Raw genomic sequence first — 14489 nt, 5'->3', positions numbered from 1 at the left:
AAATAATTCAACAAGTTTGCCCAATGCAGCAATTGAACTTATCCTTCGCCCGTCTTTTTACGATAATCCGCCCGGTATTTCTCTTCAGTAGACGAGTTACTTTTTGTCTGATCTTTATTCTTCTCTTCCTGAGCTTCCATATTCAGATCTTCCATCGGAATTGGATCTACAGTCTGTTCTTCTTCATATCTGTCAAGCAGACTTTCGTGCTCTGTCTTATATTGTTCAGGATTGTCACGGGATTGTTCCTGTTGGGTATCGTTGTTATTCTGATCCGGTGTGCGCTGTTTCATTCATATTCGCCTCCTCTGGGTTCATTACCTTTCTTTACCTGTTCTGCGTGTCCTCTAAACACAGTGGTATGCATTCCTCAAACGAAAATCAACAAAAAAAGCCAACCAGACAAGCTGGTCAGCTCAAAGAAGACTTCTATGATTGGCGATGCAATTGGGTACGGTACAGATCAGGCGAACATCCCACACTTTGTTTGAACATCCGACTAAAATGCGAAAGGCGTTTGAAACCGGACAATCGACTTGCTTCTGTCACGGTGATCTCAGGCTGAAACTGAAACAAAAGCTTCGCCTGATTGATGCGACGGTCATACAGATATTTAAATATCGTCAAACCTGTCATTTCCTTAAACATACCTGCCAGATATGGCTTGGACAGATGTAATTCCAGTGCCAAATCATCCAGACCAATGTCCTTCATATAATGGGTATCCACATAACGAATAATGTGTTGGACATGCCGCTCTCTCTCCGATGAGGGAAGTTGTTCCTGGACATCACCCTGGCAGATCTCTGCTACAAAATACAACAGATCACACAGTCTGACATTCATTCGCTCTTGCCTGAAATTGCTCTGACTTTGAGACAGACGATGAAGATCATGCAATAGAGCTTCGAATTCAGAGCGGTTATCTCCCTTCAGATTGACCCGACAGTTTCTGAGTTCTTCAAATGGTCTCAGGACCTCAACCATACGGTCCGGATGCAAGCTGCTGCGGATTGCAGACGGATCAAAATGCAGTGTGCTTCGCTCATAAGCACTGCCTGGTTTCGGATGCGGTCGATGAAGAGTCAAGCCATGCATCAGCACCAGATCGCCCGGCTCCAGGTTATATACCCGGTCCCCTATGATGTAAGTACATTCTCCATCATGAAAATAATATATCTCATAATGTGGATGTGAGTGGAATCCATCTGTCTTGCCTGGGTTAAACGTGCTGGTGGATCGGTAACTATACTCCAGTGAAGCACTAAATTGCATCATGCTCGGCACATTCATGCACCTCCTGTTCGGAAGAGGGATACGATTTGTGTCATGCCCCTGTAGGATATATGAAAGTGAAATTATAGAAGCTGTTTAATACTCTCTTGAATCTCGTCGATGGAGTCGATAGGTTCGAAGCGTCTGACCACACGACCCTCTGCATCAATCAGGAATTTCGTGAAATTCCATTTGATTGCATCGCCGTGTAACCATTCTGGTGCCTTCTCAGCCACCATTAATTTCAATAATTTGGCCTGTATATCTGTTTCATCAAAGCCAGCAAAAGGCCCTGATCTTTTCAAAAAGTCGTAGAGCGGGTGCGCCGCTTCTCCATTCACATCCAGTTTGGAGAACATCGGAAATTTCACACCATAGTTAATCTGGCAAAACGATTCCGCTTCCGAACTGCTTCCAGGCTCTTGCTCTGCAAACTGGTTACATGGGAAACCAATAATCTGAAGCCCTTGATCCTTGTACTGGTCATACAGCTTCTGCATGTCATCAAACTGGTGCGTATATTTACATTTACTTGCCGTGTTTACGATGAGCACAGGTTTTCCTTCATATTGATAGAGCGGGAAACGCTCTCCACTGGTTCTGGTTACGGTAAAGTCGTAGATGGTTGGCATAAGTCTAGTGCACCTCGCGATAGTTATGTAGTCATACAGCATCATATGTCATTGTTAATTATATACGAAGTTTGAACTATTGTATTGGAGAAGATAAGTTACTCTCCCTTTCAACAGAAAACCCTTCTGCCGCGAAAATCTCTTCGTTCAGCAAAAGGGTTATTATATGGGATCACAGTGACAGCAGCTTCAGCCCTTCACAGCACTTCCGGCCACGCCTTGGATGATATAATGCTGACCCACGAGAAAAACGATGATCATCGGAATAATGCCTGCCGTGGCAGCGGCCATCATGCCGTTGTAATCCACATTGTTCTCCAGAATAAAGTTCTGCAGTCCGAGCGGCACAGTGTACAGGTCTTTGTCGATCAGGAACACTAGCGCATTCTCATAGTCATTCCAGTGCCAGGAGAAATCGATAATCGCCAGGGTAGCCAGCGCAGGCTTCGCCAAGGGCAGAATCAACCTGAAGAATATGCGCAGGTGACCGGCACCGTCGATGAACGCCGCTTCCGAGATCTCTGAAGGCACTGACAGGAAGAATTGCCGCAGCATAAACACCCCAAAGATCGTGAACATTCCGGGCAGGATCAATGCCCAGTGCGTATTATATATGCCGACCCATTCAAACATCAGAAACTTCGGTACAAAGAGCACCTGCGGCGGCACCATCATCATTGAGAGATAGATCAGGAACAATGTCTCCCGACCTTTGAATTGAATCCGTGCGAAGCCATAAGCGGCAAAAGCTGAGAGAAATACAGCTCCGATCGTGCTAATTAGCGATATTTTCAACGAGTTCAGATAATATGTCGCAAAGGTATCCGCTCCGCTCCAGACCTTAATATGATGCTCCCAGTTCAGGCTGGAGGGTATCCACTGGATGGGATAGGTGAATACGTCCGCAGGAGATTTGAACGACGTGCTGATCATCCAGATGAACGGCATAATCATCAGCAGGGCAAACCCGGACATCAGAATTGTCAGTATGATTTTTCGAATCTGGCTCAAGGACTCCATGCGGACTTTAACTTTAGGTGAATGTGGAGCTGTGGGCTTCGCATTCGCGGCAATTTGTTTCTCCATAACGATCCCTCCCCTCCTTAATAGTGAACCCAACGTTTCTGACCGAGCCACTGCAAAACAGTGAAGACCATAATGATGGCAAAGAGTGCCCAGCTAATGGCAGCAGCGTAGCCCATCTCGTAGTAGCGGAAGGCATTCTGGTAGATAAACAGCGACAGGACGGTTGTACTGTTCCCCGGCCCACCCTGGGTAATCGCTTGAATGATACCAAAGTTTTTGATGGTCATAATCAGCCCGGTAATCAGCAGCAAAAAGGTAGTTGGACTCACAAGAGGCCAAATCACTTGGCGTATCGTCTGCCATGGACGGGCTCCATCTATCCGTGCAGCCTCAACCAGTTCCTCCGGAATTTCCTGCAAAGCGGCCAGATAAATAATCATGTTGTAACCCAGCATGAACCAGATCCAGATGATATCAATCGCATACATGGACCATTCGGTTGTTGATAACCAGCCGGGAGGGTTCGTAATACCGATTCCGCGCAAGAAACCATTAATTGGCCCCGATGTTGGCTGGAACAGCAGCATCCAGACAAAAGCAATGGCAACACCGCTGGTGATATAGGGCATGAAATAGAGGGCACGCAGCGTTTTTTGCCAGTACACCGACTTATTCAGCGCCACAGCTACGATAAATGCCAACCCCATCGATACCGGAACCGCTAACAGAAATACAAATGTATTTCGCAGCGCCACGCCAAACAGATCATCATTCAACATCCGGCGGATATTGTCCAGCCCGACGAAATTCGTCTCCGGGCTCATGAATTTGTAATCAGTGAACATGAGATAGAACGAATAGACAGCCGGTATAATAAAAAACAACAGCACGCCAATCATATTGGGCCCAATAAACAGATACCCGAGTCTGCTCTGCCGTTTCATCCAGGATTTATGCATATGCTCCCCCACTCCTTAACATCTGTTCTGGAATTAAGCATAACAAGATGTCCTCTAACATTTAAGGAACATAACCCTGTACCTGATATCACAGATATATGTATTTCGGCAGTGCCTTTCGGGAGAGAAATAACATGGAATTGTTCTATTGCTTATATAGAAAAAACCGTCCCATTGGGGACGGCCTTTGAACTCATTACTTTTGCAATCTATTGATTCTGCTTCAGCCAGTCATTATGGCGTTTGACCATGTTCTGTACCGTTACTTCGGCAGTCTGGTTACCAAGGAAGAACTTTTCATACTCCTGTGCACGCAGATCGACCACTTCCTGCGCAATGCTGCGGACAAACGTAGGTGTCTCGTCACCGTACAACACAAATTCCAGAGACTCTTTATCATAAGAATCGGCATAATCGCCCAGCAGATGATCGATCGCAGTCTGTTGATCAACGGCATTGGAGGAAGGCAAACGTCCACCCGCAGCCATCGGCATCATTCCCCCATCGGCGTACCATTTCAGGAACTCCCATGCGGCTTCTTTATTTTTCGACTTGGAATTGATCGCAATAAAGTCACCAAGTCCTCCACTCTTCACCATATCTGCTTCTTGTGCAGCCAATCTCGGTACAGGGGCAAAGGCGATTTTCCAATCCCGCGGGAACTCGGTCATATTGTTGGATGTGCGGATCAGCCATTCGCCGATATTAATCATGGCAGACTCACCGCCAAGGAACATGTTTTCCACCGGCATTTTGGAAGTCAGCTGCTCCCCGAGTGGAGGCGTGGTTGCATCCTCCTTCATCATCCCGTTCAACGTCTCCAGCCATTTGGTAACGAGCGGATCATCGAGGTTGGAAGAACCGTCTGCCTTAACATAACCGTTCTTCACCAGAACGGAATCGAGCGGGTCTACATAGGAAGCGGTATGCTGCACCAATCCGTACTTGAAGCCAGCTGTCTTCAGTTTGAGTGCATATTCACGGGCTTCATCCCATGTCCAGGCTTTCGGTACACTCAGTCCGGCCTGATCAAGCGCTTTCATATTTAAAGCGAAGAAGGCAGCGTTTTTCTTGGTTGGCATCCCGTAATATTTTCCGTCCACTTTCCAGGAAGCCGCATCTTCACCCATTTTCTCATCAATGTTGTAGTCGGTGAACTCGCCCAGATCCAGTGCTGTACCGCCCTTGATGCGTTTATCCAGATTTGTAAGGGTATAGTTGACATACAGGTCAACGTTCTGCCCGGTGGACAGCGCCGTATCCAGCTTCAGGTTGCCATCATCGTCATTCACAAACCGCACATATTCCACCTGAATATCAGGATGCTCCGCATTCCAGGTATCCACCACTTCCTGTGGACCATTCTCGGGCGGCACCGCGCCCCACATGGTGAGCTTCACTTTTCCCTCTGCCGCTCCACCTCCGTTATCCCCACCGTTCGTCTCATTTTTACCTACACAGCCGGCAAGCAATCCCAGCATCAGCGCACCTACGATTAACCCCGTTAATCCTTTTTTGATTCTCATCTGGTCACATGACCTCCCTGAATTGAAGTGTACCTTCCGTTACATCGTAGCAGGGACCTTGCTGGGTTCATAAGATACATATCCATGATTCGGATTGAACAAAAATACGGATTTACTTGTGTTTGCCTGAGCACTCGGTACACATATTCCTTCTACTCATCCTGTGAGTCACGAACGATGGCGATACTGGCTGGGCGTGCAACCGGTCCAACGCTTGAATATTTTGATGAAATAATTATCACTTCCGAACCCTACCCGGTAACCAATCTCCTGTACAGGAAGGTCCGTCTCACGCAAGTATTCAGCCGCTTTCTCCATCCGTACCCCATGCAGGTAATGAATCAGGGTATGACCGGTTTTCTTTTTGAACAAAGCACTCACATAATTCTCGCCCATCATCACATATCGTGACATGGATTTGACGGTAATGTCCTGGTCGTAATGCTGTCCGATATACTGAATTATTTTGCTAATCTCCGGATGCTTCACAATCGGCTCGCGAACAGGTGTAAATGGAAGATCAGGTTCAGGTGAGGGCGCAGAAGAGACCGTAAGAGAATTAGGCAAATCAGGCGTTGATGTTATAACCGGTGTGGAAGGTGGCACTTCATGATGGTCTGCCTCCGTTCGGACTTCCGCCGAAGCTCCCAGTTCTGCACTTACTTTACGAAGTGTATCACGCAGTGAATTCACACTCATCGACAGCTTCAAAATATAATTGGAAGCCCCGTATTCCATTGCACGGCGTACATATTCGAACTCCCCCATACAGGTGAGCATGACAAACTTGGTTTTTAACCCGGCCTGACGGGTCTGTTTGAGTAATTCCAGACCATCCATACCTGGCATGACAATATCGGTCAGTACCAGATCCGGTGTATCCTGTATAATCATCGCCAGCGCTTCGGTCCCGTTACCGGATTCTCCGATGACCGTGAAGCCCAGCTCTTCCCAGGAAATAATCTCTCTCACCGACTCTCGTACGAATACCTCATCCTCTACAAGTAATACTTTCCACATGCCAGATTCCCCTCTCCAGTCGTAGGGCGTTTCTCAAAACTCGCGAAGTGCATCTTTTACCGCCTTTTCGCCCCATGCTTCGTCACTTTCCCTTGACGTGCCTCGGCACGCCTGCGGAAAACTTCCTTGCTCGGAACGAAAATTCAGCAAAATCTGCTTCCTTCGGAGTTTTCAGACACGCCCTAGTCTGACCGCTTCTGTAAGTAAGGCGTCGACAATAAAAAAGGAATGCTGAACCTCACTAATGTCCCCGGCTTGGTATCAATCACTTCAAGTGCACTTTGGCCTTTGAACAATAATCGCAATCGTTCCTTAAGGTTAGACAGGCCGATCCCCGGACGTGTGCGGGTCATCTGCTGACGCCGGGATTCCTCCATTCCAATTCCGTTGTCTGCCACCTCCAGCATCAGCTTTCCTGTGTCTTGCCTATAAATTCCAATGCGGATCTGACCAAGCTGTTCCAGTGGCCCAACACCGTGGTGAATGGCATTCTCCACCAGTGGCTGCAAACTCAGCTTGGGCACGAGCGCATACTCCAGTTTATCGTCAAATTCACAAGTCACCTCAAAACTATCGCGGTAACGAATCCGCTGAATATGAAGGTAGGCTTGAACCAACTCGATCTCATCCTTCAGGTATACCAATTCAACCTGTGAATTCAGGCTGACCTCCAGTAATTTGCCCAAGGAAACACACATTTCGGAGATCTCTTCATTTCCGCTGCGGATCGCACTCCATTTCATTGTATTCAATGTATTCAGGAGAAAGTGCGGATTCATCTGGGCCAGGAGCATATGAAAATGTACCGCTTCCTTCTGGCGTTCTTCCGCCTTGAGTCTGTTGATCATCTGATTGGCATCATCCAGCATGGTATTGAACGTACGGGTCAGTTCCAGCACTTCTCCGCGGCTGCGGCCTTCAGGGATACGGACCTTGAGGTTTTTGCGTACAACCTCCTTCATCTGGTTCTGCAGATGTGATAAAGGCCGAGTGAACGTCGCCGAGATCATAAAGGCCATGAGCACAAATGCTGCTGTGAAGCCAAAAAACGTTAAAAAATAGCGCTGCTTAAGCCCCGATATCTCCGTAAACAACACAGCTAGTGGAATACGATTTACCATGTACCAGTCCAGTGACTCGATGTATACGTAGTTAATCAGCGTATCTGAATCATTATCCGTCAGATAGGCCTCTGCCGGATGAAGTGCAATTTCCCGGGTCACATCTGGGGAAAGTACCGCTTTTTCGGACGAGCGGGCAATCGTTTCCCCATTGCCAGTAATCAGGAAATACTCCTGATTGCTCTGCGAATCCTTCAGCATAGACTGAAACCAGTACGAATAATCGATGCTGATCCGTGCCATTCCGTACCTTTTGCCGCCACTGTCCTTCATATACGCATAGAGGGACAACAGATACGGGCTGGAGGATAGCTCCCGCAGGACATGGTTGGTATCCCGGGCATCCCAGCGGTAGAGCAACTCTTCTGATGGAAACGAGTTTGAATCAGTGTTGCCTTTGATGAAGGTCATTTCTCCAAGATGCTTGCGAAATTGTTCCCGATAAGGGCCATAGGCCAGAGCTTTTTTGGGCAAATACGAAGTGTAAACGTTATCATGAAAATCTAACAGCGTGAAGTACACGGAAGGATTATATAGAAAAAAGCTGTTGTTGATCATCTTGAACTTCTCTTCCACCAACGACTTATTCTCAAGCGGAGAACGATTGTCTGGAGAAGTCAGGACGTTTCTTACGGCTGAATCCTGTTCCAGAAAAATCAGGGTTTTGAATGCAATACTCATCTGGTCCTCCAGAGAACCATATATCTGCACCAGTTGCTCGTGGCTCTGTTCGCTGATTTTTTGCTCAACCAGAGATTCGATCTGTCCATAGTTGTAGACATTAAGTACGCTGAATGGCAGCAGAATCAACACCACAAACGCACCAAACAGCCGATACCTGAGCTTATGCGGCAAAAAGGTCTTCCAGTCGGGCTTTGTCATCCCCTCAGCGCTCCCCCTGCAATTATTTAGATCATTATACCATCAGTTCCCCCGCTTCGGCCGGGGCCGGGCTCATTCGCATGGATATGTGATACCAGTTGCCAGGGACGGGATAGGGATACACAGATTTGTTCTATTGAATTAAAAAAACTGCCGGAGATCTGGGATCTCCGGCTAGGCTAGATATAACGACTTAGCAAATTAGGATATAGGCTCCACTCCCCAGACAAGCTCGCCGTTCCGGTAAAGAGTTACCTTGGTCCAATCGGCAAAAGAGGTCTGCAGCGGGTTAAAGGAATAATCATCCCCTTCGCTGTAATTGGACCAGTCCGCTTTGTGCAACCGGGTATGTATCTCCCCAGAGGTTCCTCCGACCGGGATCACGCCTGCTCCGGTACCGAACTTCAGTTCCAGATAATGGTCCGCTCCAGGAACAGGTCCAGGCAGTTTCACTATGCTGCCGCTGATCTGACTGCCTCCAAGCTGTGCATAATCACAGAAAAAGGATTGTTGTTTCTCCCCGTCCACTGTATACCAGTAACGAATTGTCAGTTCATTCAGGCTAACTGTGGAGGTACCGTTGTTGTGAATGACAAACTGCGGTTTCATTTGGTTATCGAGCAGATTTGTATCCCCTGCACGATAGGCTAGAGTCAGATTGCCAGCAGGCTCTGGCGGCCCTCCACCCTGGACCTTTGCGGAAGCTTGAACGGAGTTCACACTCTTCCCAACGCTGTTAACCGCATTCACCACATAGTAGTAGGTGGTTCCAGCAGATACCGCCATATCCTTATAGCTTGTTCCCGATACAGCGGCCACAGATGTATACGGTCCGGCTGCTGTCAGCGACCTGTTTACCGTATAGGAGGTCGCACTTGCAGATGCACTCCAGCTTAGATTGATGCTGTTGTCGCTAACCGCAGTGGCGGTCAGATTCTGGGGAGCGGCTGGTACTGCCTCGACCTGAACCGTCTCTAATACGGACCAATAGGCTGGCTTGGACTGGAGTCGCTCGTCGAAAAGCAGCGGCCAGTTGTTGCGGGCGACCGGGAAGGTTCGTAGCCAGGTATTGGCATCATCCTTGCCCCACAAGGTAACATTTTTGACTGTGTCCGTATGCCTCAGGAAGATCTGGAACAGGGACTTGTACAGCGCCGCCTGCTGTGTCTTCAGTTCTTCCGGGAAGATATCATAAGATTGCGAATCATTGGAATATACACTTACATCAAGCTCAGTAATATGTGTTTCGAGGCCCAGCGCCTTAAATTTAACAATGGAACTCTCAATTTCCGAAAGGGTTGGATAAAAGAGGCTGATGTGTGTTTGATGGCCGACTCCGTCAATAGGCACACCCTTGGCTTGAAGGCGAGTGATCAGATTGTAGAGGGCCTGGCTTTTGGCCGGCTCATGGGTATTGTAGTCATTAATAAACAACTTGGCATCCGGGTCGGCTGCATGGGCGAATTCAAATGCTTTCTCAATATATTCTTCCCCGGCAATCTGGTACCACAGACTGCGCCGCAGGCCATCCGGCTCGGAGGCATCAATGACTTCATTCACAACGTCCCAAGCGTAGATCTGGCCTTGATAACGCTCCATTACCGTCTCAATATGCTGCTGCATCCGTTCATACAGCACCGTTTTGCTCACCAGATTGCCGTTGGCATCGTGAAATACCCAATCCGGAGTTTGTGTATGCCAAACGAGGGTATGCCCGCGTATTTCTTGTCCGTTCGCTGCTGCAAAAGCAACTGCGGCATCCGACCCGCTGAAATTATACATACCCTCTTGCGGCTCGGTACTGTCCCATTTCAGAACATTGCCTGGTGTCAGACTATCAAAATGCTTCGTAAGCAGCTGCTTGTCCGGTTCGGTCAGCAGTTCATTGTTCGTGAAGGCCGTCCCAATTCGAAACTTGCCCGCAAAAGCATCCTGTAGGGAAGGAATGTCTTCTTCGATCACAATGGGTCCGAGATCTGGCAGCTTCTCCAATCGGAAATCATCCACATAAAAAGAAGCTGTGGCACGGTCTGGCACTTCAAAATAAACCGATAACTGATTCGCTGGTTCCAGCATTTTAAACTGTGCAGTAAGCTTGGTCCATCCGCCTGCGGATGCGGTACCGAATGTTAAATTTTCATAATGTGTTGTATCTGGCAGGGTACGCTGTAAAGACATATTGAGGTTTGTGCTGGACGCTCCCGCCGGAAGCTTCACCCAGCCAGTGAACACATACGTCTGTCCCACCTCCAAAAGTTCTGTCACATCCAGCGCTGGCCCATGCCATGTCATAGCACGCCCGCTCACTTCCAGTCCATAATCTCCGGTACGAGCTGCAACGGCGCTTGCATGAAGCGTTTCTACTTCACCGCGTCCGCTCCAGCTCTGGACCGTGCCGTCTTCAAAATCATGACTCAGAATCAAGGTATTCTCCTCTTCTGCCGCATGAACAGATGGAGCTGCCCAATACAAAGGAACTAACAAAGTTATCATCAAAACAAATTTAAGCGCTTTCAAAAATATCATTTTCTTCATCGCTTCCATTCTCCTTTATCGAATATTAGGATGAATTCCTTATTCCAAAGGCTAAGGCCATATCCACCTCCTTGGTTTTAGTTATAAAATCAGAGTCCTCATTCAAACGGATACGGGGGGCATACGTTCGGATAAGGACTCCATATGGTAAATTATAGTATAAATCGTCTATGATCTACAACTGAAATGTACTTCCCCTCTAATTTCGGTTAGAAATGTAGTATCCGTTGCTTCTGCATTCATTCACACCAGCTCCTCCATAATCTGGGCAACCCGTAACGAAGGTGTATACCTAGTGCTCCGCTGGCTTCAAAAGTTGTCTTCAAATCTTTCTGCTCTCTTCTTTCAGCTTACACCCTGTGTCTCCTGCGATACTCAGATGGACTTATGCCCAACGTTTTGGAGAACACTCTACTCAGATAAAAACCGTTCTCATATCCGCATCGCTCGGCAATTTGGTTAAGGGTCAGGCTGCTGTCAGCCAAGAGGTTCTGCGCTTTTTTCAGACGGACCCGTTTGAGATAGCCTGATGGCGTCTCCTGAAAAGCTTCCCGGAAACGCCTTGTCAACTGCACCGGACTCAAGGCCAGTCGCTGTGCCAATTCCTGAAGGCTGATCTCCTCTTCCGCCCGCTCCTCCAGCAGCGCTGCCGCTTCAGCCATTCGTGCGTCTTCGGTAAATCTCCGCTCCTTTAAGCGATTCTGTCTGCGTTCCACCTGATACAACTGCCACAAATCCATCATAAAATGTGTCTTCCAACGGACAACTTCCCCCTTATTCTCCTCACTGTCCTGGCGTAAATAAGCGTACGTCGAGGCTAACCGCTTCGTGTCATTAATCAGCGATTTTCCGGCTGGTGGCAGAAGCTCCTCCTCCTCCAGGCTACTGCTAAACTGTAAATAGTGAAATGTTAGTGGGGTAATGACTGTCCGCCGAAAAGGAACCGCCGGGGGGCACAGCACCAGATCGCCAAAACTCGCTTCTCCGATCTGACCCCCAATCTCATAATGGAATATTCCCTCTTCGACGGCAAAAGCCACCCAAGTCGTATAGATATCTTCCGTAAGAGCAAATTCCCCTTTTTGCTTCCAGTAGATGTGGTTAAGCAGCTCCATGACTTGACCACCCTTTCTGTGAAATAAAGTATATGTTTGATGATAGTATAGTGCATTTAAAAAGTGAATATATAAATCTAAGATGAAATTATAGATATGTAGTTGGAGTCAAGGTGGATCTAACTTCAGTTAAGGAGGTCACAGATATGAAACAAGAGCATGTACAATACGACATCACCGTCATCGGCGGAGGACTTGCTGGTGTATGCGCCGCGATAGCCGCTGCCCGCATGGGGCAGCAGGTGGCGCTGGTGCAGAATCGCCCCGTGCTTGGCGGCAATTCCAGCAGCGAGGTTCGGGTCTGGGTGTGCGGTGCCACCGCCCACGGGATTAACCGTTATGCCCGGGAAACGGGTATTATGGGAGAACTATTTGTAGAGAATCAGTATCGTAATCCAGAGGGCAATCCTTATCTCTGGGACTTGATCATTCTGGAAGCCGTTCGGGCTGAATCCAACATCAGCCTGTACCTGAACACGGATGTACATGAAGTCGAGGCCACTGGGGATGGGGATGAACGCATGATCACCTCCGTTACCGGGTGGATGATGGGTTCTGAGCGCAAAATCCGATTCGAAAGTCAGATCTATCTGGACTGTACGGGCGATGGATTGGTTGGCTTTCTGGCAGGTGCCAAGTTTGCACTCGGTCGGGAAGCCCGCAGCGAATATGGCGAAGAGTGGGCACCAGACGTGGCTGATCAGATCACGCTGGGCAGTACACTTCTCTTCTATACCAAGGATGCTGGTGCGCCTGTCCGTTATATCCCGCCTTCTTTTGCCAAGGATATTACACAGACGAGTATTCCGATTCGCCGGGTCATTCGCAGCGGGGATTCCGGTTGTCATTATTGGTGGATTGAATGGGGCGGTGAACATGACACCGTTCATGACAATGAGCTGATCCGTGATGAACTGTGGTCCGTGATCTACGGGATCTGGGACTATATCAAGAACTCCGGCAAGTTTGATGCAGATCATATGACGCTGGAGTGGATTGGTTCTCTACCTGGCAAAAGGGAGTACCGCCGCTTCACGGGTGACTATGTGCTCACCCAGAACGATATTATCAGACAGCGGGAGTTCCCGGATGCCGTTGCCTTTGGCGGCTGGTCCATTGACCTGCATCCCCCGCAGGGCATGTACGCCGAAGCGAGTGGCTCGAAGCATATGCATGCTCATGGCGTATATCACGTGCCGTTCCGCTCGTTGTATTCCGCAAATGTGCGGAATATGCTCATGGCCGGGCGCGACATCAGTGCATCACATGTCGCCTTCGGCACAACGCGCGTCATGGCAACATGCGCGGTCATCGGCGAAGCCGCGGGTACAGGCGCGGCGCTCTGCGCGGCCATGGGGGTGTCGCCGCGCGAGCTGCACGCGAGGCATCTGGCGGTGCTGCAGCAAACGTTGTTGCGGCAGGACGCTTCCATCATCGGGGTGCGCAGCCACGATGAGCTGGATCTGGCCCGGCGTGCCAAGGCTACAGCCTCCAGCACGCTGACGGGCATCGCCCTTGAGCAGCCTGGCGAGACGTACCCGCTGGGTACGGATGTTGCCCTGCTGTTGCCTGTGCATCCAGTGCTCAGCGGCCTGGAGCTGCTACTGGATGCATCCAGCGATACCGCGCTGACGGTAGAGCTGTGGGATACGGGGCGGAAGGAGAACTACGTCCCGCATTTGTTACAAGTTACGGCGACTGTTAACGTTACAACAGGAACTGCGCAGTGGGTGAAGCTGCCGCTCGAATGGCGACCGGAAGAACCGCAGAATGCTTTTATAATCATCCGCTCCAATAAAGCCGTCTCACTCTATCATTCGACAGAAGCACACAGCGGCGTGCTGATCTTCTTCAAAACAGAAGAAAACCACGTGTCCAAAAATCTGGAGGATCATGCCACGGATCAGCCTGTCGTATTATGGTCCATGCTGGGGTTGGCGCGTCAGCCCTTCTGCTGTCGTACCCTCTCTGAGACCACGGCCTATTCAGCGGACAACACGATTAACGGTTATCATCGCCCTTACGGTGGGCCGCAACAGTGGATGTCGCAGCCGATGCAGTCTGGCAAGCCGGAATGGGTACAACTGACATGGGAAGAACCACAAACCTTGGCTGAATTGCACTTGACGTTTAATGATGATGTGAACGAGGATCTGGTTAATTTACATCACCATCACACAACATTCCGTGTGATGCCTGAGCTGGTGTGTGATTATCACGTGGAGGTACTGACTCCGGCTGGCGAATGGACACAAGTCGCAAGTGTGCAAGAAAATCACAAAAGAAAAGTTATTCATTCCCTGGAAGTCCCTGTGTCAGCTCAGGCTCTGAGAATCATAATTGATGCCACAAATGGCAGCAGATATGCGGAATTAATCGAGATTCGAGCTTACTAAAA

11 protein-coding genes are annotated in these 14489 nt (G+C 49.0%); 1 reads left to right on the top strand and 10 read right to left on the bottom strand.

Going from position 1 to position 14489, the window contains the following annotated elements:
- Positions 1–38 precede the first annotated feature (38 nt).
- The 10 genes from MKY66_RS12235 to MKY66_RS12190 all read right to left on the bottom strand — a co-directional run bounded on the left by MKY66_RS12235 (position 39) and on the right by MKY66_RS12190 (position 12091).
- Positions 39–293 (bottom strand): hypothetical protein, encoded by a 255-nt coding sequence (locus MKY66_RS12235; protein WP_076216215.1) that lies wholly within the window; start codon positions 291–293, stop codon positions 39–41.
- Between the two features lie 136 nt (positions 294–429).
- Positions 430–1293: an AraC family transcriptional regulator gene (locus tag MKY66_RS12230; protein ID WP_339807146.1), complete on the bottom strand. Its 864-nt coding sequence runs from the start codon at positions 1291–1293 to the stop codon at positions 430–432.
- 65 nt (positions 1294–1358) lie between these two features.
- Positions 1359–1907 (bottom strand): glutathione peroxidase, encoded by a 549-nt coding sequence (locus MKY66_RS12225; RefSeq protein WP_076216217.1) that lies wholly within the window; start codon positions 1905–1907, stop codon positions 1359–1361.
- Between the two features lie 189 nt (positions 1908–2096).
- Entirely contained in the window at positions 2097–2993 is an 897-nt protein-coding gene (locus tag MKY66_RS12220) for a carbohydrate ABC transporter permease (protein WP_235200745.1), read from the bottom strand.
- Between the two features lie 17 nt (positions 2994–3010).
- Positions 3011–3892, bottom strand: coding sequence for a sugar ABC transporter permease (locus MKY66_RS12215; RefSeq protein ID WP_074094700.1), 882 nt, complete (start codon positions 3890–3892; stop codon positions 3011–3013).
- Between the two features lie 209 nt (positions 3893–4101).
- The gene (locus MKY66_RS12210; RefSeq protein ID WP_076216219.1) at positions 4102–5418 is read right to left on the bottom strand and encodes an ABC transporter substrate-binding protein; all 1317 of its coding nucleotides are present in this window, start codon (positions 5416–5418) and stop codon (positions 4102–4104) included.
- Positions 5419–5586: 168 nt separating this feature from the next.
- A complete protein-coding gene (locus MKY66_RS12205) occupies positions 5587–6438 on the bottom strand; it encodes a helix-turn-helix domain-containing protein (RefSeq protein WP_076216221.1) in 852 nt (283 codons plus the stop codon).
- 182 nt (positions 6439–6620) lie between these two features.
- On the bottom strand, positions 6621–8441 hold the full coding sequence (locus tag MKY66_RS12200) for a sensor histidine kinase (protein WP_076216222.1): 1821 nt from the start codon (positions 8439–8441) through the stop codon (positions 6621–6623).
- A gap of 201 nt (positions 8442–8642) precedes the next feature.
- Positions 8643–10934, bottom strand: coding sequence for an endo-1,4-beta-xylanase (locus MKY66_RS12195; RefSeq protein WP_339807145.1), 2292 nt, complete (start codon positions 10932–10934; stop codon positions 8643–8645).
- A 392-nt stretch (positions 10935–11326) separates the two neighbouring features.
- A complete protein-coding gene (locus tag MKY66_RS12190; RefSeq protein WP_076216226.1) occupies positions 11327–12091 on the bottom strand; it encodes an AraC family transcriptional regulator in 765 nt (254 codons plus the stop codon).
- 146 nt (positions 12092–12237) lie between these two features.
- Between MKY66_RS12190 and MKY66_RS12185 the strand changes: the two genes are divergently transcribed.
- Entirely contained in the window at positions 12238–14487 is a 2250-nt protein-coding gene (locus MKY66_RS12185; RefSeq protein ID WP_076216228.1) for an FAD-dependent oxidoreductase, read from the top strand.
- The last annotated feature ends 2 nt before the right edge of the window (positions 14488–14489 follow it).

Origin of the sequence: Paenibacillus sp. FSL R5-0766 (genome assembly GCF_037971845.1) — a bacterium.
Classification (GTDB): domain Bacteria; phylum Bacillota; class Bacilli; order Paenibacillales; family Paenibacillaceae; genus Paenibacillus.
Note: the sequence above shows the minus strand (reverse complement) of the source record. Positions and strands in the feature narration are given on the sequence as shown.